The organism is Bradyrhizobium sp. USDA 4011 (assembly GCF_054063415.1).
This window is the reverse complement of record NZ_JBSSGG010000001.1, coordinates 1,423,709-1,450,313: the sequence shown is the minus strand read 5'-3', so window position 1 is coordinate 1,450,313 and position 26,605 is coordinate 1,423,709. Positions and strand designations below refer to the sequence as shown.

The window sequence follows — 26,605 nt, the reverse complement described above, 5'->3', positions numbered from 1 at the left end:
GCCCATCCCACGAACTGCCAACAATTTGTTCGGCTTTTCAGAATTTGACTTGACGCCGCACCCAACTCAGATGTTCAATGCGCCCGTCTCACCCAATCGAGGGGCGCTTCGCGGTCGTCACGAACGTGGGTCGAGATGCGGTGGACGCCGAGTGTGCAACTGACGAGTGCGCATGAGGCGGACGGTGAAGTCGTGTGGTCCTGACGCCCTAGCGGCAGGTGTCTTTTCCAATTGCGCGATGCGCGTTGCGAAGACGGTGACAAGCAAGCCCAGTCTCGCCGGGGAGAGCACGAAGTAAGCCGTAAGCCATCGCGCAGGGAAAGCCGGATTGCTCCGGTTACACCTGTGGTCCTACCCCCGAGCTTTCTACCCTTTGCTCGGGGCCCATGGGTGCGATCGGCACCCGGCTTTCCCTGCGCCCTCTGTTTGATGAGAGGGCGACACACGAAGCAAACCTCGGGCGGATCACGCCGCGAGAGTGCTCATCCGTGACTTACGTGCGAATGCTTACACGAAGCTTACAACCCCGCTGCCATCAGATCGGTCTTGCGTTTGCAAGCGGATGAATTCCTCGGCAGCTGCATGCTATTCCAGCGCGGCCCCCACCGGGGGCCCGCCCGGCGGGCGGTGCAGGAAGGTGATCGATGCATAGGCGCCGACCCACGAGCCGGCCGCTGCGAAGGCGACGTAGAGCCAGTTCTCGGTGTAGCTGATCACCGCATAGGAGGAGAGCACGTACCAGACGCTGCTCCAGGTCGCAGCCGGCACGCGCTTGCGCGCGACGACCGCCGAGGTGAACATGACGTAGACCGCGTCGGTCGCCGCGGTCGCGAGGAAGACGCCGCCGGCGGTAAGGGGATCGATGGCAGCCATTGCAACTCCTGTTCGGGTCGGGCAGAGCTAAGGCATGGTCCGGAAAAGTGTGAAACGGTTTTCCGAAAAGATCATGCCCAAACAAGGCATGGTCCGGGAAGGTGTGATCTTGCCCAAATACGGTAATGACGATCGGGGATCGGGCATTGCCATTTTGTCATCATGCTCGGGCATAGAATAATCGCAAACAGGAATGCGCATGCAGGACATCCGTGAAATCCTCTCCGATGTCTGGACCGGCACCGGTGGCGCGCCGTCCGCGCTCGATGCGGTCACGCTGACCGGCAGCGAGCCGCAATTGCCGTCGTCGTTTCGGGTCGCAGCGGCGGCGCAGGTACCGATTGCCGCGGCGGGCCTTGCGGCGGCCGAGATCTGGAAAGCCCGCAGCGGCGAGCAGCAGGATGTCGCGGTCGACATGCGCCATGCCGTCGTCGAATGCCGCAGCGAGCGATATCTGCGGGTCGACGACAAGCCGCCGCCGCCGGCCTGGGACAAGATCGCCGGCGTCTACCGTGTCCGCGACAACCGCTTCGTTCGCCTGCACACCAATTTTCCGCATCACCGCGACGCCGTCTGCAAGGTGCTGGGCTGCAACGCCGAGCGCGACGAGGTCCAGGCCGCGCTGCTGCAATGGGACGGCGAGGCGTTCGAGACCGCGGCCTATGCGGCCGGCGGCGTCGTCGCCTTGATGCGCTCATATGACGAGTGGTCAGCGACGCCGCATGCAGGAGAACTTGCAAGACTGCCGCTGATCTCGATCGAGAAGATCGGCGAGGCCGCGCCAAGGCCGTGGCCCGCTGGGAAGCGGCCGCTGGCCGGCATCCGGGTGCTCGATCTGTCGCGCGTGATCGCGGGTCCCGTCGCCGGCCGCACGCTCGCCGCGCATGGCGCCGACGTGCTGCTGATCTCCGGTCCCGATCTGCCTGATATCCCCTGGCTCACCATCGACACCGGCCGCGGCAAGCTGACGAGCTTTCTCGAGCTGCGCAGCGAGGAGGGGCGCGCCGTGATGCGCGGTCTCGTCGCGCAGGCCGATATTCTCTCGCAGGGCTATCGCCCCCAGGCGATTGCGCGGCTCGGCTTCTCGCCGGAGGAAGCCGCCCGCATCAATCCCGGGATCGTCTATGTGACGCTCTCGGCCTATGGCCATGCCGGTCCGTGGGCGGAGCGCCGCGGCTTTGACTCGCTCGTGCAGACCACGACCGGCTTCAATCATGCCGAGGGGCAGGCCGCCGGCGTCGATGGACCGAAGGAATTGCCGGCCCAGATGCTCGACCACGCCACCGGATACTTCATGGCGTTCGGCGCCATGATGGCCAGGGCACGCCAGGCGCGCGAGGGCGGCAGCTGGCATGTCCGGGTGTCGCTGGCACAGACCGGGCGCTGGCTGTGGAATCTCGGCCGGCTCGAAGGGGGCCTTGCCACCGAGGACCTGACGGCGGATGCGGTGCAGCCCTACATCGAGCGGCTTCCGTCCGGCTTTGGCACGCTGAGTTCGGTCCGGCACGCCGCCATCCTGTCGCGCACCCCGGCCCATTGGTCCCGTCCGGCAATGCCGCTCGGCAGCAATCCCCCGGAGTTTCCCGGATGAGACGTTCAGCCGCCGTTCAGGCTATCCGAACTTTAACGACGCGCACCCCCGAAGTGCGATTTTTAGGTTGTTTGAAACGCCAAATCGGCACTATTAGCGCACCGCTGGGGCTGTCCCGCCGGAAGCTGCAACGATCGACCCCGCGGACCGCATGCTGAAAGAGTTTATCAAGGGAATGCAGAGCTTTAGCCGCCCGCGTCTGCTCGTGGCCACGGCGGTGCTGGTGGTCGCCTGCGCGGGCGCCTATGGCTACACCCGTTTCGGCTCGGACAAGCAGGCATCGTCGGAAGTCTCCAGCCAGTCCCGCAAGGGGGGCACGCGCTATGCGCCATCGCCCGCCGAGTGGGCCAGCCTGACCTTCCAGACCGTGGCCGAGCACACCTTCCGCTCCGAACTGGTGACCGAGGGCAAGATCGGGATCGACGAGGACCGCTCCACTCCGGTCTACTCGCCCTATACCGGGCGGGTGACCCGCCTGCTGGTGCGGCCGGGCGATACCGTGGTGAAGGGGCAGCCGCTGTTCGTGATCGAAGCGGCCGACACTGTGCAGGCGCAGAACGACTACGTCGCCGCGATGACCGGCCTCAACAAGGCCCAGTCGGCGCTCGACCTGGCGCAGATCCAGGAGAAGCGCGCCAAGGACCTGTCCGACGGCAAGGCAATCCCGCTGAAGGATTATCAGACTGCGCAGGCGGCGCTGGTGCAGGCGCAGAACGATGCGCGCTCGGCGCAGACGCTCTTGGAGGCCGCGCAGAACAAGCTGCACATCCTCGGTTTCGGCGACGAAGCCATCACGACCTTGCAGCAGAAGGGCCGCCTCAATCCGGAGACGACGGTGTTCGCGCCGATCGGCGGCACCGTGGTCCAGCGCAAGGCCGGCCCCGGCCAGTATGTCTCGACCGGCGCCAGCGACCCGGTCTATGTGATCGGCGATCTCTCGACGGTCTGGCTGATCGCCTTTGTCCGCGAATCCGACGCCGACAATGTCGCGGTCGGGCAGGACCTCAGCTTCAGCGTGATGGCGCTGCCGGGCAAGGTGCTGAACGCCCGGGTCAACTATGTCGCCGCCGCGATCGACGCGACCTCGCGCCGGCTCCTGGTCCGCGCCACCATCGACAACGCCGACAATCGGCTGAAGCCCGAGATGTTCGCCAATGTGACGCTGTATTCGAAGGGCGACCACCCGGCGGTCGGCGTGCCGAAACAGGCGCTGATCTACGAGGGCGACCAGGTTCGCGTCTGGGTCGCGAAGGCTGACGACAAGACCATCGAGCTGCGCCAGATCAAGCCCGGCCTCATCAATGGCGACCTCGTCGAGGTCGCCGGCAATCTCAAGCCGGGCGAGCAGATCGTGACGAAGGGAAGCCTCTTCATCGACCGCGCCGCATCTGGCACCTAGGGCATGATCCGGAAAAGGGGGAACCGGCTTTCCGGATCGACCATGCTCACCAAGAAAAATCCTCTCCGTTGAAAGTGCCGATCTGAATGGATCGCCTCGTCGCCCTTGCCGTCAATCGCCGCTACTTGATGGTGGCCATGTTCGTGGTCGTCTTCATCGGCGGCCTGCTTGCGTTCAAGCAGCTCAACATCGAGGCCTATCCCGATCCGACCCCGCCGATGGTCGACATTGTGACGCAGAGCCCGGGCCTCTCGGCCGAGGAGATCGAGCGCTACATCACGATCCCGATCGAGACCCAGGTCGCCGGCATCAAGAACCTCAAGACCATCCGCACCATCTCGCTGTACGGCCTCTCCGACGTCAAGCTGCAGTTCTCCTTCGACTACACCTATGACGAGGCGCTGCAGCAGGTGCTGAACCGGCTGTCGCAGCTCGCGCCGCTGCCCGGCAACGTGCAGCCCGGCATCTCCCCGACCAGCCCGATCGGCGAAATCTTCCGCTATCGGCTGAAGGGGCCGCCGAACTACAGCGTGCTCGACCTCAAGACGCTGCAGGACTGGGTGCTGCAACGCCGCTTCCGCGCGGTGCCCGGCGTGATCGACGTCACCGGCTGGGGCGGCAAGACCAAGACCTACGAGATCCAGGTCGACTTCAACAAGCTGGTCGCCAACGGCCTGACGTTGCCGCAGGTGCTGCAGGCGGTTTCCAACGCCAACATCAATGTCGGCGGCAACACCGTGAACATCGGCTCGCAATCGGCCGTGGTGCGCGGCGTCGGCCTGATCCGCTCGATCGACGATCTCGCCAACACCATGATCTCGCAATCAGGCGGCAATCCGGTGCTGGTCAGGGACATCGGCGCCGTCACGATCGGCGAGAAGCCGCGGCTCGGCATCGCCGGCATCGACAATGACGACGACATCGTGCAGGGCATCGTGCTGATGCGCCGCGGCGAGCAGAGCTCGCCGACCATTGCCCGCGTCGAGCAACTGGTCAACCAGATCAACAATTCCTCGATCCTGCCGCCGGGCGTCAAGATCGAGCGGATCTACGACCGCAAGGATCTGATCGAGCTCACCACCCACACCGTGCTGCACAACATGGTGGTCGGCATCCTGCTGATCGTGCTGTTGCAGTGGATCTTCCTCGGCGATCTGCGCAGCGCGCTGATCGTCGGCGCGACGATCCCGTTCGCTTTGTTCTTCGCCGTGATCATCCTGGTGCTGCGCGGCGAATCCGCCAATCTGCTGTCGGTCGGCGCGATCGATTTCGGCCTGATCGTCGACGCCACCGTGATCATGGTGGAGGCGATCTTCCGTCGGCTGTCGCAGACGACCGCGCTGTCGGAAGAGGAGCGGAGCCACATCTCCGAGGATACGGTGATGGGGATGAAGAGCCATGCGATCCTGTCGGCGGCGGCCGACGTGTCGCGCTCGATCTTCTTCGCCGCGACCATCATCGTCGCCGCGTTCCTGCCGCTGTTCACGCTGGGTGGCGTCGAGGGCAACATCTTCGGGCCGATGGCGCGAACCTATGCCTATGCGTTGGCTGGCGGGTTGCTGGCGACGTTCACGATCACGCCGGCGCTGAGCGCGCTCATCCTGCCGGCGCATATTCACGAGACCGAAACCTGGATCGTCAAGAAGCTCGATGCGATCTACCTGCCGGCGCTGAACTGGGCGATCGCCAACCGCAAGATCGTGATGGCCGGTGCGGCCGGCCTCGTGGTCATGACGATTATCTTCGTGCGGTTCCTCGGCCTCGAATTCCTGCCCAAGCTGGAAGAGGGTAATCTGTGGATCCGCGCCACGCTGCCGCCGACGATCTCGCTGCAGGAAGGCAACGCCTATGTCAACGAGATGCGGAAGCTGATCAGCAGTCGTCCCGAGGTGGTGTCGGTGGTGTCGCAGCACGGCCGCCCCGACGACGGCACCGACGCCGCCGGATTCTTCAATGCCGAATTCTTCGCGCCGCTGAAACCGGCCGGCGAATGGCCAGGCACGCACGACAAGGACGTCCTCACCGCGCAATTGCTCGCGCAGTTGCAGGACAAGTTCCCCGGCGTCGAATTCAACTTCTCGCAATACCTGCAGGATAACGTGTCGGAGGCAGTGTCCGGCGTGAAGGGCGAGAACTCGATCAAGCTCTATGGCAACGATTTGCAGGCGCTGACCGATACCGCCAACAAGATCAAATCCGTGCTGTCGACCGTGCAGGGCATCACCGACCTCGCAGTGTTCACCTCGCTCGGCCAGCCGACCGTCCAGATCGACGTCGACCGCGCGCGGGCGGCGCGCTACGGCCTGTCCCCGGGCGACATCAACGCCACGATCAAGGTCGCCGTCGGCGGCGACACCGCGGGCGATCTCTATGAACCCGGCAGCGACCGGCACTTCCCGATCATCGTCCGCCTGGCGCCGGAATACCGCAAGAGCGCGGAAGCGATCCAGAACCTGCGGATCGGGGCGACGAATCCGAATGGCGGGGTCACGCAGATCCCCCTGAGCGAGGTCGCCTCGATCAAGCTGATTTCGGGCGCGGCCTACATCTATCGCGAGCAGCAGGAGCGCTATCTGCCGATCAAGTTCTCGGTGCGTGATCGCGACCTCGGCAGCGCGATCCTGGAAGCGCAGCAGAAGGTCAACGAGCAGGTCCAGTTGCCGCCCGGTTCGCGTCTCGAATGGGTGGGCGAGTTCGGCAATCTGCAGGACGCGATCAAGCGGCTGTCGATCGTGGTGGCCGATCAGCCTCGTGCTGATCGCGGTGCTGCTGTTCTTCAATTTCGGCTCGATGGTCGACACCATGCTCGCGATGAGCGTGATCCCGATGGCGATCTTCGGCGGTGTGCTCGGGCTGCTGATCTCGGGCATTCCGTTCAGCGTGTCGGCGGCGATCGGCTTCATCGCGCTGTTCGGCATCGCCGTGATGGACGGCATCATCATCCTGTCGCAGTTCAACCAGCTGATCGACGAGGGCTATGACCGGATGCGCGCGGTGATCCGCACCGGCGAATTGCAGCTTCGTCCGGTGTTGATGACCTGCGTCGTCGCCGGCATTGGCCTGTTGCCGGCCGCGGTGTCGGAGGGCATCGGCTCGCAGGTGCAGAAGCCGCTCGCCATCGTCGTCGTCACCGGCATGATGCTGGCGCCGCTGGTGATCCTGATCACGCTGCCGGTGCTGATCTCCTACTTCTCGCGCCGGCCGAAGGACAACTAGAGCATGATCCGGAAAAGTGTGAAGCGGTTTTCCGAAGAGATCATGCTCAAACAAGACAATCAGGTAAAGCCGTAGAGCCGCGCCGGATTGTCGACCAGAATGGTCTTGCGCACGGCGGCGTCCGGCGCCCAGATCGGAAGCTGGTTGAGGAGGCGGCCGTCGTCGATCTGGTACAGCGGCGTCACGTCGGTGACCTTCTTGCCTTGCGGCGTCACCGAATCCGGGTGCGGCCAGTCGGTGCCCCAGACGATGCGCTCGGCATTGGCCGCGATCAGCGCCCGCGCCAGCGGCGCGGCGTCGGCATAGTCGGGCGCGAGCCTGGAGGCGCGGTAGGCGCCGGAAATCTTGACATACGCCTTGCCGGATTTGACCAGCGCGAGCAGGTCGTCAAATCCCGGCTGGCCCGTGCCGAGCGCGGCCTCGGCGCCGCCGAAATGGTCGAACACCACGGGCACCGGCGCTGCCGCGACCAGGTCTTTGATCGCGGAGATCATGGCGAGGCTGGTGAACAGCTGCACGTGCCAGCCGCGGGCCTTCATCCGCTCGATCGCGGCCGAGAGGCGCTGCCGGCCGACATTGGGATCGTTGACGCCGCCGGTCGCGAGGTTGAGGCGAATGCCGCGGAAGCCGGCCTTCTGCATGGCGTCGAGATCGCCCTCGCTGGTCTTGTCGTCGATCACAGCGACGCCGCGCGCCGTGGGGCCGCGCGCCGCCATGCCGAACAGCGTCGACGAATTGTCGGGGCCATAGACGCTCGGCGTCACGATCACCACGCGCTCGATATGCAGCGCCTTGTGCAACGCGCTCATCTCCTCCGGCGAGGCCGGCTCCGGCGTGTAGACGCGGCCGGCGAAGAACGGGAACTTCGCGGGGTCGCCATGGATGTGGGTGTGGCAGTCGCAGGCACCGGCAGGCACGTCGAAACTCACCGGGGTCGATGGTTGCGATGCCTTGGAAAATGCGTTGCTGCTGGTCATGGTCACTCCCGCTGCGATGGAAGCCAGCATCATACTGCGTCGCGTCAGCATTGGACGTCTCCCTGCGTGCTCGGCTGTTATGCGCGCACTCCGCGCACCGGCATTGTTGATGGCCGGCGGGGGCGGAGGTTATTGGCGGAGAGAGCGGGCGGAAAGGGCCGGTTCGCGGTACGAACGGTTCCGCAAAGGCTATTGTCCCGACGGCGTGCGCAGGCCATGCCAGGCGTCGCGCACCTGATGGTAGTGCACCTCGGGCAGATAGTCGGGCGTCTTGAGATTGAGCGTCTTGACGTCGAGGCGTCCGACCGCGCTGAGCAGCGTGTAGGAGGCGATCACGCGGTCGCGCTGCGCGCCGATCAGCCGGGCCCGCGCCGTGATCAGATCCTGCTGGGCGTTGAGCACGTCGACCGTGGTGCGCTGGCCGCCGGCGGCTTCCTTCTGCACGCCGGCGAGCGCAACCTCCGCGGCCTTCACCTCGGACTCGGAGGCCGACACCGCGATCTTGGCGCCCTCATTGGCGACCCAGGCGCTGACCACGGCGGTCTTGGCCTGGTTGCGGACCTGGTCCAGCACGAGGCGGCTCTGCGCCGCCACTTCCTTGGCCTGCCGGGTCTGCGAGGCCGCGGTGCCGCCATCATAGATCGGCTGCGTGACCTGGCCGATCACCGAGGCCTGGTCGGTCCCGAATGTGCCGAGCGTGGGGTCACTGTCGCGGCTGCGGCTGACGCTGCCTTGCAGGGTGACGTTCGGCATCAGGCTGCTCTCGGCGACGCGGATCGAGGTCGAGGCGACGTCGACGTCGTAGCCTGCGGCCATCACGGCCGGATGCTCGCGCACCGCAAGCGCGATCGAATCCTCGCGGCTGCGCGGCAGCAGCCGGTCGATGGTCTCGGCCGGACGCAATTGCGACGGCGCGCTGCCGACCACCTGCGCATAGGTCGCCTGGCTGATCGCGAAGTTGACCTCGGCGGCGTTGAGATCGGACAGGCCGCGGTTGAGCCGGGCCTCGGCCTGCGCGGTATCGGTCGGCGTGACGTCGCCGGCATTGAGGCGGCGCTGGGTGATCGCCTGGGTCTCCTTCAGGAAGGCGACATTGGCGCGCTGCGCCTCGACCAGGGTCTGGTTGGCCAGCACGTTGGTATAGGCGGTGACGGCGTCGAGCAGCACGCCCTGGCCGACATTGCGCAGGGCCTCGCGGCCGGACTGCACCTGCAACTCGGCGACGCGGACGCTGTTGGCGGTCTTGAAGCCGTTGAACAGGGTCTGGGTCACGGTGACCCCAATCTGCCAGGGCTTCAGCGTCGCGCCCTGGATCACGTTGCCGGGCAACTGGTCGCGCACGGCCTGCAGGCCGAGCGAGAGGCCGGCGGTGATCTGGGGGCGGTAACCGGCCAGCGCCTGCGGCACGTTCTCGTCGGTCGCGCGCTGGCGCGCCCGTTCGGCATTGAGTTGGGGATTGGTCTGATACGCCTTGGCCATGGCTTCCGGCAGGTTCTCGGCGCGGCCCGCGGTATTCGTCAGCAGCGCGCAGGCCAGCGCGCCAAGGGCCGATGCCCGACAAAAGCACGCGCCTCGCTACGTCGCCAATATCAGCGGCACGCCCAACCATGTGATCCCGCAAACCAAAACCCCGGCAATCCGCTCTCGCCGATGCCGTCGACACATTTACCTGTTTACGGGGCGCCGCCGCCACAGGCAAACCGCCACGCAACATCTGCACATCATTTCGGTTGTTGTCTGTTGCCGGTTCGTCACAGGCGAACGCACCTGTCATATGAAGTATAAGTTTGAGCCGCCGGCCGCCGATTCAGCGATGCCGGTCATCCACTGCCTTGCCCGGGTTCATCGCAGATGCCTGAATTCTTCTCTGATCCCGAGGCGATCGCGGAGCACATCATTCGTGACGTCGGAACCGAACTTGTGGTGGGGCTGCCGCTTGCCCTTGGCAAGGCCAACCACATCGTCAACGCGCTGTACGCGCGGGCGGTCGCCGACCGCTCGATCAATCTGACGCTGTTCTCGGCGCTGACGCTGGAAAAACCGAAGCCGAAGAGCCTGCTCGAACAGCGCTTCATCGGTCCGGTGATCGATCGCCTGTTCGGCGGTTATCCGGATCTCGCCTATGCGGAGGCGCTGCATCGCGGCGCGCTTCCGCCCAACATCAAGGTGATCGAGTTCTTCTTTCTTGCAGGGCAATGGTTGCATCAGCCATTCGCCCAGCAGCACTACATTTCCGCCAACTACACCCACGCGGCGTCATACCTGCTGTCGCGCGGACTGAATGTCGTGCCTCAGCTCGTCGCCAAGCGCGTGGTCGACGGCATGCCGCGCTACAGCCTGAGCTGCAACACCGACACGACGCTCGACGTGCTGCGCGCCCGTGCGCAGGGGCGGGCCTCATTCAAGCTGATCGGCCAGGTCAATTCCGAACTGCCGTTCATGCCGGGGCCCGGCGATCTGCCGGCGGATGAATTCGCCGCGGTGCTCGACGGTCCCGACACCGACTTCCCGCTGTTCGCGCCGCCGTCGGAGCCGATCAGCGACACCAAATATGCGATCGGATTGCACGCCGCGGGTCTGGTCCGCGACGGCGGCACGCTGCAGATCGGGATCGGGCAGGTCGGCGACGCGCTAGCGCAGGGGCTCGTGGTCCGCCACCGCGACGACGCCCAATTCCACGGCATCTTGCAGCGGCTTGCGCCCGGTAGCGCACAACTCGCGGTGGCCGAGACCGGGCCGTTCGAAAAGGGTCTCTATGGCGTCAGCGAGATGCTGTTCGAGGCGTTTCTCGGGCTGATCGACGCCGGCATTCTCAAGCGCGACGTTGGTGGCGTGATCCTGCACGGCGCATTCTTTCTGGGTCCGCAATCCTTCTATCGGGCGCTGCGCGAGATGACGCCCGAGCAGCTGGCGCGAATCCAGATGATGCCGGTGTCCTTCACCAACGAGATCTTCGGCGATGAGGACGGCAAGCGCCGCGCCCGCGTCGATGCGCGCTTCGTCAACAGCGCGATGATGGCGACGCTGCTGGGCGCTGCGATCTCCGACGGGCTCGAGAACGGCCAGGTCGTGAGCGGCGTCGGCGGCCAGTACAATTTCGTAGCGCAGGCATTCGCGCTCGAGGGTGCGCGCTCGGTGCTGGCGCTGGAGGCGACCCATCAGTCCGGCAGGCAGACGCAGTCGAACATCCGCTGGTCCTACGGTCATGAGACCATTCCACGGCACCTGCGCGATGTCTTCGTCACCGAATACGGCATCGCCGACGTCAGGGGGAAGTCCGATGCCGACGTGATCGCCGCGATGCTGCAGGTGGCGGACTCGCGCTTCCAGGGCGAGTTGATGCGGCAAGCCAAGGATGCCGGCAAGCTGCCGCGCAATCACGAAATCCCGGCCGCTCACCGCGAAAATTATCCCGAGCGCATCAGCACTGCGCTGAAGCCCGCACGTGACGCAGGTCTGCTGCCGTCATTCCCGTTCGGCAGCGATTTCACCGACGTCGAGCAACGGCTGATTCCGGCCCTGCAGATATTGCAGCAGGCGCAGCAGACCCCGCTGCAACTCGCCGGCCTGCTGTGGCAGGGGATGCGGCATCCGCCTGACCCTGCCGACCGCGAATGCCTGGCGCGGCTCGCTCTCGACAAGCCGACGCATTTCGCCGAGCGCGCCTATCGCGCGCTCGTCACTGCGGCATTGCAGCGAAGCCGCGTGGATTAACGGTTCTTGTTGACCGGCTTGCGCTTCTCGATGAAGGCCGCCATGCCCTCGGAGCGATCCTCGAGCGCGAAGGTCGCGTGGAACAGATTGCGCTCGACATTCATGCCTTCCGAAAGCGGCGTCTCGAACGCGCGGTTGATAGCCTCCTTGGCCATCGCGGCGGCCGGACGCGACATCGAGGCGATCTTCTCGGCTGCGGCAAGCGCCTCTTCCAGCAGCTTGTCGGCTGGAACGATCCGCGACACGAGGCCCGAGCGCTCGGCTTCCGCCGCATCCATCATGCGTCCGGTGAGGCAGAGATCCATCGCTTTCGACTTGCCGATCGCGCGGGTCAGGCGCTGCGTGCCGCCGATGCCCGGGATGGTGCCGAGGGTGATTTCCGGCTGGCCGAACTTGGCGGTGTCGGCGGCGATGATGATGTCGCACATCATCGCGAGCTCGCAGCCGCCGCCGAGCGCATAGCCCGCGACCGCGGCAATGGTCGGCTTGCGGCAACGGGCAACGCGATCGCCGCCGATGGCGGTGAAGTCGCTGTTGAACATGTCGATGAAGCCCTTTGGCTGCATCTCCTTGATGTCGGCGCCGGCTGCGAAGGCCTTCTCGCTGCCGGTGATCAGGATGCAGCCGATCTTGTCGTCGGCCTCGAGATCGTCCACCGCCGCGGCGATCTCGCGGAACACGCCGAACGACAGCGCATTCAGCATTTTGGGCCGGTTCAGCGTGATGACGCCGACCGGTCCCTTGCTTTCGACGATGATGAATTCGAACGTAGTCATGACGCAAACCCCGTGCCTGATTTGCCGGGCAATGTGCCCGCTGGCGGGATGCGCTTCAAGTGGCTGAAGCGGGCTTTGGGCCGCGGTGCGGCGCTACCCCGCGCCGCAAGCCGCAAGCGCCGCGGCTAGGCCATGAACATGCGCGCCGCGGAGGCCATCGTGAGCAGGGCGCCGAAGCCGATGAAAATCTTCCCGATCAGCGAGGTCTGGTCCAAGCTCGCGCTGTCGCTGCTCGCCAGAACCGGAGCCGGCTTGGGTGCCGCTACGGCGACAGGCGGCGGCTGCGTCGGGGGCGCCTCCTGCTGGGCGGTCTGCGGTGGAGCCGGTTGCGGTTGTTCCGCCGGCTGCTCCTGCTGCAGGGCCCGGTCGAGGTCGTTGAGCTGGTCGGATGCGACCACGCTGCCGTCGGGTTGGGCGTCGCCGGGCTTGTCGGAGGCGGCCATCACCGGATTGACGTTGGCGGCCGCGGTGCTGGCATTGCCGGACGTCAGCTCCGCATTGGCATTGGCGACCGTGGCGGGCATGCCCGCCGACGTCACGCTGCCGGCCTTCTTGCTCTCGGATTTGTCGGCCGTCTTGTCAGTCGTCTTGGAAGACTGGTGGCGCGCATGGCGCCGGCCATGCCGCGAACTCTGCTGCGCGGACTTGTCGGTCGAAGCATTGTCGGATTTCGCCGCGGCGGGATCCGAACCGGCCGCATGCGCCGGCAATGCTCCGGCGAAACACACAAAGAACCCTGTCAGGCCTGTCGCAACCATCAAGGCCAAGCGTCCGCTGGCTTTGATCTTCATTTGATGATCTCCCCATTTCGCCCGTCCCGAACGCGAAATGAGACCCCGCTGCGTGTCTACACCGGGGCAAAAAAAGGGAATCTTCGGGCATCAGAGGGCAAAAGCTGGGCAATTTCGTCCCGGTGGGGCGTCGGGCAGCAGCTCCACCGATGCGTGTCGGACCGATCGGTGTTATGAGCCCTTCCGTCTGCAAACCCGCCGGAGCGATTCTTTGAGGCTGATTCTCGGCGCGGCGTTGCCTGAGGATAACTATCACGAATTCGTGATGCCTTTGGCGTGCCACGTAACAAACTGAAAGATCGGCCGAATTGCAATTCAGGAGCCTGCGTGCGCGAACGTGAGGATGAATGGACCGACCTGATGCGGTCGGCCATTTCAGGCGATGACGCGGCGTATCATCGCCTGCTCAAGGCCATCACGCCGGTACTCCGTGCCGCGGCGCGGCGTGGCTTGGCGCGTGCGGGACAACCGGTCGATCAGTCCGAGGACATCGTGCAGGACATCTTGTTGGCGGTGCATTTGAAGCGGCAGACCTGGGACACGAGCGCACCGTTCGCGCCGTGGCTGTTCGCGATCGCGCGCAACAAGCTGATCGACGCCCTGCGCCGCCGCGGCAGGCGCATCTTCGTCAATATCGATGACTTCGCCGAGACGCTGCCGGGGGAAACACCGGAGCCGACGGCCTCGCCCGGCGAGGTAACCGCCCAGTTGCAGGCGTTGCCGGCGCGGCAGCGCGACGTGCTGCAATCGATCGCGGTCGACAGCACCTCGATCAAGGACACCGCCGCGAAGTTCGCGATGACCGAGGGCGCGGTGCGGGTCGCACTGCATCGTGGGCTTGCGAGCCTGACCGCAAAATTACGGGACCGATGAGCATGGACACGGATCAACTCATTCGAACCCTGACCGCCGACAATGCCTATCGGTCTCGTCCGATCGGTCTTGCGCTGATGATGGCGCTGCTGGCGGCGGCGCCGGTCTCGCTGCTGATCTTCTTCGCCGAGCTTGGCGTGCGGCCCGACGTGATGACCGCGATGCATAATCCGTTCTTCGACCTGAAATTCGCGGTGACGCTGGCGCTCGCCGCCTCGGCGATCGCGGTCAGCCTGCATCTGACGCGGCCGGAAGCCTCGCTGCGCGGCTTCGGCTGGTGGCTGCTGATTCCCGCCGGCATCCTCGTTGCCGCGATCAGCGGCGAGATGATGATGCCGCAGCGTACGCCGATGATGACGCGGCTGATCGGCAAGAACTCGATGGCGTGCATGACCGCGATCCCCGCGATGTCGCTGCCGCTCTTGGTCGGTGCGCTGTACGGGCTGCGGCAGGGCGCGCCGGCGCGGCCCGCGGTCGCCGGCGCGGTGGCGGGCCTGCTCTCGGCAGGCCTCGCGGCCACCGTCTACGCGTCGCATTGCACCGATGACTCGCCGCTGTTCGTTGCCACCTGGTACACCTTGGCGACCGCGATCGTCGCAAGCGTCGGCGCGCTGATGGGGAAGCGGGCGTTGCGATACTAGGCCGCGGGCGCGGACTGCTGCATGCGATGGAAGCGGAGCACCTGCTGCGCGGTCGACGGCCGCAGCCGCTCATAGGTGTCCTTGCAGGCCTGCAAATCGGTCGGCTCACCGCCCGAGATGTCGTCGCGCAGATTGATGATCGACCGCACCGTCGACCATGACAGGCCCGAGACCTTGGCCAGGATCATCACGCCCTCGGCGCGGGTTTCGATCATCATGTTCTCGGCGATGCTGACCGAGACATTGGCGAGCGCGGCAAGCGAGGCATTGGTCTCGTCGAACTTGCCGGCCTCGGCGAAGGCTGCGAGCTGGAATTCGTCGAGCCGGCCATCCTGGTAGAGCGACTTGACCAGCGCATGCGCGATCGTTGTGTCCGGCGTCACGGCGGCGGGCGCCGAGCGTGCGCGTCGCGTCGCTTCCTTCACCGCGATCGGAATCTCCTTGGCCTGCTGCGGATTGGCAGCCTCGAGCCGTTGCCTGACCGTGTCCGAGGCCTTGGCGACCAGCTTGAGATAGAGATGCCGCGGGATGTTCGGGCGCAGCCCGACGCAGGTCGACAGATTGTCGTCGCCCTCGGCGCGGCTGACCAGCCGGGTGAAGCCGCGCTCGGTGAATTCCGCGCCGGGATTGTTGACCGCGCTCTGGATGACCTCGTCGTTGCCGCGCAGCACCAGCACGTCGGTGACGGCGCCGCTCAGCGTCTTGCGGTTGGAGATCGCGAGCAGATGCGCCTGGCTCTTGCTGCGCGCGGTCTCGATCAGGGTGTCGTCGTCGAGCCGCGGCGACAATGTCAGCACGGGGCCTGCGACCTCGATCAGGTCGTCGAATGCAAGGGTACGGATGGTCTGCGGCGGCCCGGTGTCGATCGGGGCGAGGCGGTTGGCGAGCAGCGCCTTGGCCGAGTTTTCGATGTGCTCGAGCAGGCATTGGAAAACGTCGTCGAACAGCACGATCTGCTGGTCCGAATAGTTGACCGAGCCGTTGATGAAGAGGTCGGTCACGCGGCGCAGCGTCTCGACACGGCGTGCGACGGTGCCGTGCGCGAGCGTCGTCTGCAGCTCGTCGAGCAGACTTTCGGGGGCGGTCTCGGGCTTCGAACTCATGACTCTGTCCTGGAGCGGTGGCGACGGATTCTCCGGCGCCGAATAGGGTAATGAAAGGATGTCAGGCACTGGCGATGCGGTTGCGTCCCCTCGCCTTGGCTGCGTAAAGCGCGCCATCGGCGCGGGCGAGTAATGTGTCGGAGTTTTCGTGCGGCTTGAGCGTCGTGACGCCTGCGGAGATCGTCACCTGCATGCCGGGCGAGAATGCGCTCCAGTCGAGACCGGCGATGATCGCGCGCAGCCGCTCGAGCGCGCGCATCGCCTGGTCCTGCGACAGGTCGGGCAGCACCAGCAGGAATTCCTCGCCGCCGTAACGGCCGAAGCGATCGATGCTGCGAAGATTGGCGAACATGCCGATGGCGAAGGTGCGCAGCGCTTCGTCGCCGATCGGATGGCCGTAGACGTCGTTGATGCGCTTGAAATGGTCGAGGTCGATCAGCGCTACCGCGCAGGAGCTGCCATTGCGGGCGCAGCGAGCGATCTCCTCCTCGAGCGTGCGCATGATGCTGCGGCGGTTGGAGGTGCCGGTCAACTCGTCGAGTTCGGCGAGCTCCTCGATGCGCCGGTAGGCCTCCTTCAGCTTCACGCCGCTCTGATACAGCGATTGCTGCATCGAGCTCGAGAAGATGCCGAGATACATGCAGCGCCCGATCGTCAGCGCGAACACAAGCATGGTGGCGAGGCGGTCGATCCTGGTGCCGGTCGGCATCCCGATCGCCTTGTCGGTGCCGAGGAACAGCGCGGCGAGGCCCAGCACCATGATGGTCCAGACAATCGCGGTCTGCCGTGCCGAGGTACGCAGCGCACCGAAGCCGAACACCACGAACAGGTTGCAGAGGAACAGCACGCCGACTTCCGGCGCGATGTAGGTGAACACGAGCAGGTTCACCATGTTGACGGCCGATTGCGGCGCGACCAGGTAATGGTCGCGGAAGCGCTCGTGAAAGCCGCGCTCCGAAAGCAGCACATAGATGACGACGAGGGAGAGGCCGGTCAGGGCATAGCCCGCCGCCACGAGCACCGTCGTGGTGCCGGCATGCGCGTAGATCAGCAGCACGACGGCATCGAGCACGAAGCAGGCGGCGATCATCGACTGGATCTGGCGGCGCTGCCTGGCCCGGCGCGTCAGGCGCTCGCGCGTCAGCCTGGGACGGCCGCTTTCCGATGTACCCGCGATCGGGCTGGGAAGTGACGACGCAGCGCTGCCCATGGTCTCGCCATTGCTGAAATTCGGCGAAAATCTAAGTGGGAAAGCCTTTAGGTTTGGTATCTTTTGGAACCGAATCTGCTCTGTGAAATCCGGTCATCACCCTTGTTTCGTAAGGGGAATCCGTTCGCGGAGGCGGGTCGGGAGCGATCGGGGCGGGGGCTTGCGGCAGCGCTCGCTTCGCGACAGCGCTGGCTTGCCGGCAAAGCCTTGGTATGGTCGCGCCGGATGGTGCGAGTCCGCGAGAGTCACTATTATGGTACCGCTTATCGAGTCTCCGGCGATTTTTCCTCACCGGGATCGTCGACTGTGTCATAGATCACACATGCAGGCAGGACATTGCCGTATTGTGAAGAATCTTGCCTCGCGCGTCGAACCACGCACCACCCCCCTCAGACCAACTTTGCGAGACGGCCATTGAGTGCGGCACAGGCGGCTTCAGACGAGGTTCTGATCGCTCGGATCGCTCAAGGCGACCGGCTCGCCATGCAGGTGCTGTACGGACGGCATCATGTCAGGGTGTACCGCTTCGGGCTTCGGCTCGTGCGGGACGAACAGGTGGCGGAGGACCTCATTAGCGAGGTCTTTCTGGACGTGTGGCGTCAGGCGGGCAAATTCGAGGGACGGTCCGCCGTTTCAACCTGGCTTCTGGCGATTACCCGGTTCAAGGCGTTGTCTTCGCTGCGGCGAAGGAAAGACGCCGAACTGGACGATGAGGCCGCGAACGCGATCGAGGACACGTCCGACGATCCGGAAACGTTGGTGCAGAAGAAGGACACGGGTGACACGCTGCGTAAGTGCCTGACGGGACTATCGGCGGAACACCGGGAAATTGTCGATCTTGTCTACTATCACGAGAAATCCGTGGAAGACGTCGCAGAGATCGTCGGGATTCCGGAGAACACCGTGAAGACGCGCCTGTTCTATGCGCGCAAGAAACTTGCCGAGTTGCTGAAGGCAGCCGGTGTCGAGCGAGGTTGGCCATGATGGCTGCGAGCAACAAGAAGGTGCAGGGTCAAGATCCTGACGATGTCGAGATGCTGCTGCCCTGGCACGCGGCCGGCACGCTGAACGCGCGTGACGCGCGCCGCGTCGAGGGCGCACTCGCTTCCGATCCGGAGCTCGCCAGGCAGTATGCCGTGATCCGCGAGGAATATGCCGAGACCATCGGCCTCAACGAGAGCCTCGGTGCGCCCTCGGCGCGTGCCATGCAGAAGCTGTTTGCCGCGATCGATGCCGAGCCGGAGCGCAAGCCGTCGGCGGGCGCGCGCATGTCGGCCTCGGTCTCGGAGTTCTTTTCGAAACTGTCGCCGCGGACGCTGGCCTGGTCGTCCAGCCTCGGTGCGCTCGTGGTGTTGCTGCAGGCCGGCGTGATCGGTGCGGTACTGATGCGCAGCGAACCGGCCTCGTTCCAGACCGCCTCGCTTGATGCCGCCGAACAACGCAGTGCCCCCAGCGCACCGAGCACGGCCGTCGCAGCCAGTGCGCCGATCACCCGCGACCTCGGTGCCAGCGTGGCGGCGGCGCCGACGCGGCTGTTGGTGCGCTTCACGCCGGATGCCAGGATCGCCGACATCACATCGCTGCTCGACAATTACCAGGGCGTGATCGTCGACGGGAAGGGCGGCATGTTCCGATTGCAGTTCCGCGCGATGGACAAGGATGGCGTCGCATCGCTGATTGCCCGTTTGCAGAAAGAGAAGATCGTCAGCCTCGCGGTCGAGACGCCGTAGCCATAACCGGTAGCTGACGGTCTGCGCCGAGTTGAGGTCACCATGACCGCCAACGGCCGGACCAGATCGACGAACCGAGCGGCCATTGCGGCCGCCGTGTTGTTGCTGGTCTCTGTTGCCGGCTCGGCCTACGCCCAGAATTTCATGCGGTCACCGATCGGCGGCAGGCCGCAGCTCTCCATCGGGCCGCGGGTCAATCCCGGCATCGGCAGGGCTGGCGGCGGGCTGGATCGCACGGCCGGCCGCGCGCCGCTCCACGGCCCGGCGACGTCATGGACCGGCGATGGACCGCGATCGGGCATGCCGCCGCCCCATATGCGTGACGCCCCCCGTTTCTCTGCCGATTGCGATGACGGCACGCGCCGATGCGCCGGCCGGCCGGTCTCCGTGAACGGTGGCGGCAAGGGCGCAGCGCGGAAGGGCAGGGCCGGCGGTGGCGGCAGCAGCCGCGCGCAGGACGTGGCGGCCACGCGAACCGTGCCGAACGAGTTCGTGGCGGAGATCGACGGCGCATTGACCGAGACCCAGACCGACGCGCTGGCGCGTCGCCATGGCCTGAGCCGGATCGCCTCGCAGAACGTCCCGCTGCTCGGCGCTGCGATCGGCCTGTTCCGCACGGCCGGCCATCGCTCCGCCGACGCGGTGGCCCGCGACCTCGCAGGCGACAGCAGCGTCCGCTCCGTGCAGCCGAACTACCGTTACGCGCTGCAGGACCAGAAGCCGCCAGTGGGCGGCAGTGATCCGGCGCAATATGCCCAGACCCAGCTGCATCTGCCCGAGGCGCACAGGCTGGCGCGCGGGATGAACGTCACCATCGCCGTCATCGACTCCGGCGTTGATGTCGCCCATCCGGAACTGGCCAACACGGTCGCGGACACGTTCGATGCGCTCGGCAGTAAGGATGGCCCGCATGCCCACGGCACCGCCGTCGCCGGTATGATCGCAGCGCGCGTCCGGCTGACGGGGAGTGCGCCGGAAGTACGCATCCTGGCGATCCGCGCCTTCGGTGCGGCCGCCGGCGGCGCCGAGAGCACCTCCTATGTGATCCTCAGGAGCCTCGATTACGCGGTGGCGCACGGCGCGCAGATCGTGAACATGAGCTTTGCCGGACCTAAGGACGCACTTGTCGCGCGCGCCGTGGCCGCCGCCGCGGCGCGGGACGTCGTGCTGGTTGCGGCGGCCGGCAATGCCGGCCCGAAATCGCCGCCGCTGTATCCGGCCGCCAACCCCGATGTGATCGCGGTCGGCGGCATCGATGCCGGCGAGCGGCTGATGGCGGCCTCGAACCGCGGCAGCTACATCGCGTTGGCGGCGCCGGGCGCCGATCTCCTGGTGCCGGTGCCGGACGGCAAGTACCAGCTGATGTCAGGCACCTCCTTTTCGGCCGCGTTCGTCAGCGGCATCGCGGCGCTGGTGCTGGAGCGCAGTCCGGCATTGAAGCCCGCGGAGGTGCGGAAGATCCTGACCACCACGGCCCGCAATCTCGGGACACCTGGACGTGACGAGCTGTTCGGGGCCGGGGAGGCGGATGCGCTTGCCGCGGTGATGGCGGCGACCAGCGCGCCCGTCGCGGTCACCGTGGACAAACAGTCGCAGCCCGCGACGGCAGCGGACGGCAATAACACTTCCGTGAGCCGCGCGTTGAATGAAGCGGCGCCGTCGATCGCATCGGACGATTCCGCGGCAAATCACCGCGCCGCGCAGTGATTTCCGGCGCCGGGCGCCTGCAGCGGTGCGATGGAACCGGGCGTCGAGAAGGTTAAAAAAATCGCGGGCGATTTGAACGTCCGCCGCTCTCTCACGACTTATGTGTGTGGGAGCGGTTTATCCCTCCCCGGCTATATCAGGCGCGAGCGCCCATCCACCCCAAGCGCCCATATGGCTTTGACCCGTCCGGTTGTCCCCCCGGACGGGTCTTTCATTTTGGGGGCATCCTTGCATGACGCACTGGACGGACGCGGTCGCGCTGCATGATTGCGACGGGATGCGCGCGACAGCCGCGGCTGTTTGCTGTGGATCGTTCGGCTGCGCAGCGATCGGCAGCGACGCGCATCACCACCACGCAAGTCGATGACTTGACGATGGTTCGGGCAACAAACTCCGTAGTTGAGCGGACTTCATTTATCGCCCGTCCGCGATTAAGAATTTGGTTAGACTTTATTTACCTTTTCCACAGAATATCAGTGTCGCGTCCAGTTGATTCGGTTCCGTTGCGTCTGCGTCCGTTTCTTTCCCTGCGGGCAAGTTGAATGACACATCGGACCGACGTGGCCAGAGGCCAGGAGATCGTTGCACGCTGGTGCAACCTTGCCGAGCAAAGGCTGGAGCACCTCAACGAGCTGTTCGAAACCGGACGCTGGCGCCGCTATCACAGCGAGCAGGCCTTTCTCGAAAACATCAGGGAAGCACGGGCCGCGGTCGACATCTGGCGGGAGTTGCTGACCCGCGAAGCCTCGCTCGACAATTCGCCGATCGATCTGTCCTGGCTCGGACGCGGCAAGTCGAAGCTGCCGCCGCCCGATCTCTCGCCGGTGTCGCAGCGCCGCTCGGAGACGGCGACACTGGCGGAGGCCGCGATGACCGCAGTCGCGGCCGCGATGGAAACGGCGGCCGAGGTCCTCGAGCAGCCGCCCGTTGCGGCCGACGCACCGGCGCTGGAGATGCCCCCTCCGGTCATGCCGCCGCCGGTGCTCGATCTCGACACCATCCAGCGGCGCTATCCGCTGCTGCGCAACGCGCTGTAGGCGGAAGGTTAGCGCCGCACCGCGTTGGCGCCGACCACCAGCTGCGCATATTGCTGGGCGCCGCCCACTGACAGGTCGGTCGTGATCGGACGGGCGTGGTCGAGCCCGACCACCGCGCCGCCCGGGGTTTCCGAGATCATGTTGTTGTTGACCAGCGCCGTGCCGGCGCCCGGCACCACCGAGACGCCGATGCCGACGAACGCCCTGCGCACGACATTGCCCGAAATCGCGACGTCGCGCAGATACTTGCCCCAGCCGGCGACGATGCCGAAGGTCGGCGCGTTCTCGATCACGTTGCCAGTGACGGCGCTGTCCGCCTCGACATAGATGCCGATGCCGGCCCCGTCGTTCGGGTCGGTGCCGATCGGCCGCTTCGGCAGCAGGTTGCGGATGATGTTGCCCTGGACCACCGCGATGCGGCCGCCTTCGTTGAAATTGCACACGGAGACGCCGATCGCGGCGCCGTCGACGGTGTTGTTGGCGATGACAGCGGCCTCGAACGCGAACTCCGAATAGAGCGCGACCTCGCGGACATTGCTGACGCTGTTGTCGGTGATGTGGATGTTGGAGGCCGAATTGCCGCGCACCGCCGAGAAGTCGCAATTGCTGATGCGGTTGCCGCGCACGATCACATTGCCGGCGCGGAAGGCGTTGATGGCGTTGCCGTACTGCCCGGAGCCGCCGGGACCGGCCTTGATGTCCTCGATGCGGTTGTCGGCAACGATCGAGCCGTCGTCGCCGATCGCGGTGCGCAGGATCTCGATGCCGTTGTCGTTGGTGCCCCTGATGGTGTTGCGCGAGACGATCAGGCCGAGTGCGTCGAACGACACCAGCGCCGTCGACGCGATGCCGGTGAAGACGTTGTTGCTGACGTCGCCCGACATCTGCTCGAACCAGATGCCGCTGCCGCCGCTGCCGGTGAACTGGCAATCGGTGATGCGGATGTCGCGGCCGGACAGGCAATGGACGAGGCCGCGCCGCGCCGGCAGCGGAACGTTGCCGCCGTCGAAGCTTAGGCCCATCAGGACGATGCCGCCGGCGCCTTCGCCTTCCAGCAGCGAGGCGCCGCCATTGAACACCAGCCGGCTGGCGCCGCGGACGCCGATCAGCTGGCTGCCGGGCGCAAGCCGCAACAGGCCGGTGCGATAGACGCCGGGCGGAAACGCCAGCGGCACCTGCGCGCGCGCGGCATCATCGATCGCGCGCTGCAAATTGCGGGTCTGGTCGTCGGGGCTGCCGGGACGGACGCCATATTGCGTGACGTCGCGGCCGAGCGAGCCGGCCGATTGCGCGGCGCGCGCCGCATCCGGCGATATCGCAAGCGCACCGGCGACGCCGGCGGCGGAGGCTCCGATCAGATGGCGGCGGTTGACGTCCATGGGCACAGCCCTCGCAAATAGTCACGAGCGGTGACGTTCGCGCCCGAGTGGTAGCGCGAAATGCGGCGCGGCATGGTGAACACGCCGACGCAGCCGGGCGATTGTTGGCGGTAGGGTTAATCCGGGGTGCAGCCTGTTCAGATTGTCAAACGGCGATTTCGCGGCGTCGTCACCGGCGAAAGCGGGTGGTCCAACATTCCGGAGGCCGCAGTCGAGGCGCGGATTGGCAGCATTTTCTCCAAGGCAGACCTGCGTCGTGTGCTAATGTTTCTCATTTCGCATTCGCAATTGCCATGAAGAGCTTTTCGATCGTCTAAGATTCAACACGTCGCGATACTGGAGTTGGATATGGCCGATTTCATTATGCCCCGGACGCAATATGCGCGCAGCGGCGATGTCAATATTGCCTATCAGGTGACCGGAGAGGGGCCGATCGACCTTCTGATCGTGCCCGGCTCGATCTCCCACCTTGAGGTCGTGCATGAGTTGCCGTGCATAAGCAGCAACGCGCAGCGGCTAGGGCGCTTCGCCCGGATCATAAGCTTTGACAAACGCGGTCAGGGACTGTCCGACCGCGTGTCTGGCGTGCCGTCGTTGGAAGAGCGAATGGACGACGTTCGCGCCGTGCTCGATGCGGTGGGATCCCGCAAGACGGTCTTGCTGGGCATGTCGGAAGGCTGTCCCATGAGCGTCCTGTTTTCGGCCACCCATCCGGATCGTGTTTCCCACCTGGTTCTTGTCGGGGGCTTCGTGCGCGCCGGCTACTCGATCCCCGCGGCCCAGTTCGAGGCATTTGCTGACAGGGCTGTTGCAAACTGGGGCTCGGGGCAGATGATGAAAAACGTCGTCGGTCTGGCGGACGCTTCCCAGGAGCAGCTTGCTGCGCTCGGCAAGTTCGAGCGGATGAGCTGCAGCCCCGGTGCCTTCAAGGCGATCATGGTGATGAACCGGCTGATCGACGTGACGCCGGTGTTGCAGAGCGTGCGCGTCCCAACTCTCGTGCTGCACAGCCAAGCCGATGCGGTGGTGCCCGTATCCGAGGGACGGAAGCTGGGGGCTGCAATTCCCGGTGCGAGATACATCGAATACGAGGGTCTTCCGCATGGTGTCTTCTTTACGAGCGAATGCGAACGCGTGATTGGCGATATCGAGGAATTCGTCACCGGTCACCGCCCTGAGGTCGGAGAGGATGTCGATCGGGTGCTGGCTACCGTCCTGTTCACGGACATCGTCAACTCCACGACGAAAGCCATCGAGGTTGGTGATCGCCGTTGGCACGAACTGCTCGATTCTCATGACCGCCTGGCAGCGCAGGTCGTGGAGAGGCATCGTGGGAAGCTGGTGAAGAATACCGGCGATGGAATCCTGGCGACGTTCGATGGACCGGGACGCGGCGTTCGCTGTGCCCTCGCACTCGGCGAAGCTGCGCGTCAGATCGGCCTGCCGCTGCGCGCCGGACTGCATACCGGCGAGATTGAAGTGCGCGGCAGTGACGTCGGCGGAATAGCCGTTCACGTCGCCGCTCGCGTGATGGGGCGGTCGGATGCAAATGAAGTGCTGGTCTCGCGCGTCGTGACCGACCTGGTCGCAGGAGCCGGATTGAAATTTGCGGAGCGCGGCTCGTTCGACCTTAAGGGTATCCCGGGGGCTTGGGATTTGTACGCTGCCGTCCAGTAGGCCGGGCCTCTCCAACGGCAGGCTCTGTTGGCCAAACCCGGGCCTTCGACGATTGCTTGTGCCCGTTGTTAGGACATCAGCCTTCCACGATGCCGAGATACGCGGCGCTTCTGTTCGAGAGGACTCGTCCAACCGGCATCGCTCACGCGCGCGCAGCCTGCCGGGTCAGCTTCACCAGCTCCAGCAGCATGGCTTCGCCGGCATCGACCAGCGCTTCCAGCGTGATGGATGATTTGCCTGATGCGGCCGTGCCGTCATGGGCGAGCGGCGGCACATGGACGAATTGTGCGAGGTGCAGGCCGTTGTCGCCGTTGACGGCCTCGATCGCGCGCCAGCTCAGGTAGTTGCAGAGATAGTTGCCGGCATCGCGCGATGTCCGCGCGTCGATGCCGGTCGCTAGCGCCGCGCGCAGGAGTTTCCCCGTGTGCCGCCCGAACACCTGCGCATCGGCGCCGCTCTCGATCGATCCCTGGCGCGCATGCTGGCGGCCGGCATCGGGAAAGCGCGTCGTCACCGCATTGCGGGCGCGGCTTTCGATCCGCAGATGCGCGCTGCGGCCGGCGAGGCCGAACATCAACAGCGCCTGCGGGCGATGTCGTGCGATCAGCTCGGGCAATTCGCGATCGACCGTTGCGTAGGTGACGTCGAAGATGTGGCTCGTCAGCGCGACGTTGTCGAAGGCCGGCCGGCGCAGCCCGGTCAGGCGCTTGACCAGCGGCATGGTCGGGTTGAACGGCGCACCCGGGAACGGCCCGAAACCGGTGACGAGGATGCGCAGTTTGCCGCTCAATGCAGCATCTCCGCGATCTGCTCGGCGGCGACCGCGGGCGAGATGCGGCCGCCGGCGACCTCGGCCTCCATCTTCTTGACCTTGGCGCGGATCGCAGCGTCCGAGCGCAGCTGCGCCATCATCCGGGCTTCCAGCATCGACCACATCCACTTCACCTGCTGCTCGCGGCGGCGGGCCTCGAATTCGCCCGAGGCTTTCATCGCAGTGCGGTGGTCGAGGATCTTCTGCCAGAGTCGGTCGAGCCCGGCGCCGGTCAGCGCGGAATAGGTCTCGACCGGCGGATGCCAGTGCTCGGAGCGCGGCGCCAGGATGTGCAGCGCGCTGCGATAGTCGGCGGCGGCGAGGTTGGCGCGCTTGAGGTTGTCGCCGTCGGCCTTGTTGATCGCGATCATGTCGGCGAGCTCGACGAGGCCCTTCTTGATGCCTTGCAACTCGTCGCCGGCGCCCGGCAGCATCAGCGCCAGGAAGAAGTCGGTCATGTCGCAAACCGCGGTCTCGGACTGCCCGATGCCGACGGTCTCGACCAGCACAACGTCGAAGCCGGCGGCCTCGCACAACAGCATCGCCTCGCGGGTCTTCGCCGCGACGCCGCCGAGCGTGCCCGAGGACGGCGAGGGGCGGATGAAGGCCTGGTCGGAGACGGCGAGCCGCGCCATCCGCGTTTTGTCGCCGAGGATCGAGCCGCCGGTGCGCGCCGAGGACGGATCGACCGCGAGCACCGCGACCTTGTGGCCGCGTTCGATCAGGAACATGCCGAGCGCATCGATGGTGGTCGACTTGCCGACGCCGGGCGAGCCGGTGATGCCGACCCGCACCGCCTTGCCGGTGTCGGGCAACAGCGCCTGCACCAGCTCGCGCGCCGCCGCCTGATGATCGCCGCGCCGGCTCTCCACCAGCGTGATCGCCCGCGCCAGCGCGGCGCGGTGGCCGGCGCGGAGCTGCTTGGCGAGGGCGTGGATGTCGGGAGAGGCGGGCTTCGGCGAGGTCATGGCCTTGGTTTACAACGGCTGCCGGTTGCAAGCGAGGGCGGAGTCCGTACTCGTCCCCGATCAATCGCGAGATCGGAAATCGGGTGGGCGCGCCCGCTGCCATGCGGTTGATCAAGGCCCGTTCCGCATCAC

General features: G+C 65.7%; 20 protein-coding genes and 1 pseudogene. 11 read left to right on the top strand and 10 right to left on the bottom strand.

The annotated features are described in order from the left end of the window. Positions 1-585 precede the first annotated feature (585 nt). Positions 586-873 carry a hypothetical protein gene (locus ACVW1C_RS06825; protein ID WP_050403335.1) on the bottom strand — a complete coding sequence of 96 codons (288 nt, stop codon included), beginning with the start codon at positions 871-873 and terminating at the stop codon, positions 586-588. A gap of 199 nt (positions 874-1,072) precedes the next feature. Between ACVW1C_RS06825 and ACVW1C_RS06820 the strand changes: the two genes are divergently transcribed. The 3 genes and pseudogenes from ACVW1C_RS06820 to ACVW1C_RS06810 all read left to right on the top strand — a co-directional run bounded on the left by ACVW1C_RS06820 (position 1,073) and on the right by ACVW1C_RS06810 (position 7,079). Beyond that, on the top strand, positions 1,073-2,464 hold the full coding sequence (locus tag ACVW1C_RS06820) for a CoA transferase (RefSeq protein WP_456757744.1): 1,392 nt from the start codon (positions 1,073-1,075) through the stop codon (positions 2,462-2,464). A 151-nt stretch (positions 2,465-2,615) separates the two neighbouring features. Beyond that, on the top strand, positions 2,616-3,863 hold the full coding sequence (locus tag ACVW1C_RS06815) for an efflux RND transporter periplasmic adaptor subunit (RefSeq protein ID WP_456757743.1): 1,248 nt from the start codon (positions 2,616-2,618) through the stop codon (positions 3,861-3,863). An 86-nt stretch (positions 3,864-3,949) separates the two neighbouring features. Next, positions 3,950-7,079 (top strand): annotated as a pseudogene (locus tag ACVW1C_RS06810) (efflux RND transporter permease subunit). 59 nt (positions 7,080-7,138) lie between these two features. Here ACVW1C_RS06810 and ACVW1C_RS06805 read toward each other — a convergent pair. Further along, positions 7,139-8,107, bottom strand: coding sequence for an amidohydrolase family protein (locus ACVW1C_RS06805; RefSeq protein ID WP_456757742.1), 969 nt, complete (start codon positions 8,105-8,107; stop codon positions 7,139-7,141). A gap of 138 nt (positions 8,108-8,245) precedes the next feature. Further along, positions 8,246-9,592, bottom strand: a complete 1,347-nt coding sequence (locus ACVW1C_RS06800) for a TolC family outer membrane protein (protein ID WP_456763009.1) — start codon at positions 9,590-9,592, stop codon at positions 8,246-8,248. 315 nt (positions 9,593-9,907) lie between these two features. Between ACVW1C_RS06800 and ACVW1C_RS06795 the strand changes: the two genes are divergently transcribed. Next, the gene (locus ACVW1C_RS06795; RefSeq protein ID WP_456757741.1) at positions 9,908-11,770 is read left to right on the top strand and encodes an acetyl-CoA hydrolase/transferase C-terminal domain-containing protein; all 1,863 of its coding nucleotides are present in this window, start codon (positions 9,908-9,910) and stop codon (positions 11,768-11,770) included. Here the strand turns inward: ACVW1C_RS06795 and ACVW1C_RS06790 are convergent. Next, a complete protein-coding gene (locus ACVW1C_RS06790; RefSeq protein ID WP_456757740.1) occupies positions 11,767-12,546 on the bottom strand; it encodes an enoyl-CoA hydratase in 780 nt (259 codons plus the stop codon). The two genes, ACVW1C_RS06795 and ACVW1C_RS06790, sit on opposite strands and share 4 nt — an antisense overlap. A 125-nt stretch (positions 12,547-12,671) precedes the next feature. After that, positions 12,672-13,337: a hypothetical protein gene (locus ACVW1C_RS06785; RefSeq protein WP_456757739.1), complete on the bottom strand. Its 666-nt coding sequence runs from the start codon at positions 13,335-13,337 to the stop codon at positions 12,672-12,674. A gap of 327 nt (positions 13,338-13,664) precedes the next feature. Here ACVW1C_RS06785 and ACVW1C_RS06780 point away from each other — a divergent pair, with 327 nt between their 5' ends. Both ACVW1C_RS06780 and ACVW1C_RS06775 read left to right on the top strand, forming a co-directional pair. After that, positions 13,665-14,210, top strand: coding sequence for a sigma-70 family RNA polymerase sigma factor (locus tag ACVW1C_RS06780; RefSeq protein WP_212311080.1), 546 nt, complete (start codon positions 13,665-13,667; stop codon positions 14,208-14,210). Between the two features lie 2 nt (positions 14,211-14,212). Next, the gene (locus tag ACVW1C_RS06775; protein WP_456757738.1) at positions 14,213-14,851 is read left to right on the top strand and encodes an NrsF family protein; all 639 of its coding nucleotides are present in this window, start codon (positions 14,213-14,215) and stop codon (positions 14,849-14,851) included. Here the strand turns inward: ACVW1C_RS06775 and ACVW1C_RS06770 are convergent. Both ACVW1C_RS06770 and ACVW1C_RS06765 read right to left on the bottom strand, forming a co-directional pair. Continuing rightward, complete coding sequence (locus ACVW1C_RS06770; RefSeq protein WP_456757737.1) at positions 14,848-15,954, bottom strand: DUF2336 domain-containing protein; 1,107 nt, start codon at positions 15,952-15,954, stop codon at positions 14,848-14,850. The two genes, ACVW1C_RS06775 and ACVW1C_RS06770, sit on opposite strands and share 4 nt — an antisense overlap. Positions 15,955-16,015: 61 nt before the next feature. After that, positions 16,016-17,164 carry a GGDEF domain-containing protein gene (locus ACVW1C_RS06765; protein ID WP_456757736.1) on the bottom strand — a complete coding sequence of 383 codons (1,149 nt, stop codon included), beginning with the start codon at positions 17,162-17,164 and terminating at the stop codon, positions 16,016-16,018. Positions 17,165-17,578: 414 nt separating this feature from the next. Here ACVW1C_RS06765 and ACVW1C_RS06760 point away from each other — a divergent pair, with 414 nt between their 5' ends. From ACVW1C_RS06760 to ACVW1C_RS06745, 4 genes are all read left to right on the top strand, one after another. Further along, positions 17,579-18,148 (top strand): sigma-70 family RNA polymerase sigma factor, encoded by a 570-nt coding sequence (locus ACVW1C_RS06760; protein ID WP_456757735.1) that lies wholly within the window; start codon positions 17,579-17,581, stop codon positions 18,146-18,148. Next, the gene (locus ACVW1C_RS06755; protein WP_456763008.1) at positions 18,148-18,894 is read left to right on the top strand and encodes a hypothetical protein; all 747 of its coding nucleotides are present in this window, start codon (positions 18,148-18,150) and stop codon (positions 18,892-18,894) included. The genes ACVW1C_RS06760 and ACVW1C_RS06755 overlap by 1 nt, the downstream gene beginning before the upstream one ends. Before the next feature lie 42 nt (positions 18,895-18,936). Next, positions 18,937-20,601, top strand: a complete 1,665-nt coding sequence (locus ACVW1C_RS06750; protein ID WP_456757734.1) for a S8 family serine peptidase — start codon at positions 18,937-18,939, stop codon at positions 20,599-20,601. A 542-nt stretch (positions 20,602-21,143) separates the two neighbouring features. Then, positions 21,144-21,638: a TIGR03809 family protein gene (locus ACVW1C_RS06745; RefSeq protein ID WP_456757733.1), complete on the top strand. Its 495-nt coding sequence runs from the start codon at positions 21,144-21,146 to the stop codon at positions 21,636-21,638. A gap of 8 nt (positions 21,639-21,646) precedes the next feature. Here the strand turns inward: ACVW1C_RS06745 and ACVW1C_RS06740 are convergent, their stop codons facing one another. Continuing rightward, a complete protein-coding gene (locus tag ACVW1C_RS06740) occupies positions 21,647-23,017 on the bottom strand; it encodes a TIGR03808 family TAT-translocated repetitive protein (RefSeq protein ID WP_456757732.1) in 1,371 nt (456 codons plus the stop codon). Positions 23,018-23,365: 348 nt separating this feature from the next. Between ACVW1C_RS06740 and ACVW1C_RS06735 the strand changes: the two genes are divergently transcribed. Beyond that, the gene (locus ACVW1C_RS06735) at positions 23,366-24,694 is read left to right on the top strand and encodes an adenylate/guanylate cyclase domain-containing protein (protein ID WP_456757731.1); all 1,329 of its coding nucleotides are present in this window, start codon (positions 23,366-23,368) and stop codon (positions 24,692-24,694) included. A gap of 142 nt (positions 24,695-24,836) precedes the next feature. On the opposite strand, the gene ACVW1C_RS06730 is transcribed toward ACVW1C_RS06735, so the two are convergent. Together ACVW1C_RS06730 and meaB are read right to left on the bottom strand one after the other, a co-directional pair. After that, positions 24,837-25,484 carry a pyroglutamyl-peptidase I family protein gene (locus tag ACVW1C_RS06730; RefSeq protein WP_456757730.1) on the bottom strand — a complete coding sequence of 216 codons (648 nt, stop codon included), beginning with the start codon at positions 25,482-25,484 and terminating at the stop codon, positions 24,837-24,839. Beyond that, the gene (gene meaB, locus ACVW1C_RS06725; protein WP_456757729.1) at positions 25,481-26,473 is read right to left on the bottom strand and encodes a methylmalonyl Co-A mutase-associated GTPase MeaB; all 993 of its coding nucleotides are present in this window, start codon (positions 26,471-26,473) and stop codon (positions 25,481-25,483) included. Before meaB ends, ACVW1C_RS06730 begins: the two co-directional genes overlap by 4 nt. Positions 26,474-26,605: the final 132 nt, after the last annotated feature.

Coding starts and splice junctions, on each gene's coding strand:
- ACVW1C_RS06825 (WP_050403335.1), bottom strand. CDS start 873: ATGGCTGCCATCGATCCCCTTACCGCCGGCGGCGTCTTCCTCGCGACC.
- ACVW1C_RS06820 (WP_456757744.1), top strand. CDS start 1,073: ATGCAGGACATCCGTGAAATCCTCTCCGATGTCTGGACCGGCACCGGT.
- ACVW1C_RS06815 (WP_456757743.1), top strand. CDS start 2,616: ATGCTGAAAGAGTTTATCAAGGGAATGCAGAGCTTTAGCCGCCCGCGT.
- ACVW1C_RS06805 (WP_456757742.1), bottom strand. CDS start 8,107: ATGCTGACGCGACGCAGTATGATGCTGGCTTCCATCGCAGCGGGAGTG.
- ACVW1C_RS06795 (WP_456757741.1), top strand. CDS start 9,908: ATGCCTGAATTCTTCTCTGATCCCGAGGCGATCGCGGAGCACATCATT.
- ACVW1C_RS06790 (WP_456757740.1), bottom strand. CDS start 12,546: ATGACTACGTTCGAATTCATCATCGTCGAAAGCAAGGGACCGGTCGGC.
- ACVW1C_RS06785 (WP_456757739.1), bottom strand. CDS start 13,337: ATGAAGATCAAAGCCAGCGGACGCTTGGCCTTGATGGTTGCGACAGGC.
- ACVW1C_RS06775 (WP_456757738.1), top strand. CDS start 14,213: ATGGACACGGATCAACTCATTCGAACCCTGACCGCCGACAATGCCTAT.
- ACVW1C_RS06770 (WP_456757737.1), bottom strand. CDS start 15,954: ATGAGTTCGAAGCCCGAGACCGCCCCCGAAAGTCTGCTCGACGAGCTG.
- ACVW1C_RS06765 (WP_456757736.1), bottom strand. CDS start 17,164: ATGGGCAGCGCTGCGTCGTCACTTCCCAGCCCGATCGCGGGTACATCG.
- ACVW1C_RS06755 (WP_456763008.1), top strand. CDS start 18,148: ATGGCTGCGAGCAACAAGAAGGTGCAGGGTCAAGATCCTGACGATGTC.
- ACVW1C_RS06750 (WP_456757734.1), top strand. CDS start 18,937: ATGACCGCCAACGGCCGGACCAGATCGACGAACCGAGCGGCCATTGCG.
- ACVW1C_RS06745 (WP_456757733.1), top strand. CDS start 21,144: ATGACACATCGGACCGACGTGGCCAGAGGCCAGGAGATCGTTGCACGC.
- ACVW1C_RS06740 (WP_456757732.1), bottom strand. CDS start 23,017: ATGGACGTCAACCGCCGCCATCTGATCGGAGCCTCCGCCGCCGGCGTC.
- ACVW1C_RS06735 (WP_456757731.1), top strand. CDS start 23,366: ATGGCCGATTTCATTATGCCCCGGACGCAATATGCGCGCAGCGGCGAT.
- meaB (WP_456757729.1), bottom strand. CDS start 26,473: ATGACCTCGCCGAAGCCCGCCTCTCCCGACATCCACGCCCTCGCCAAG.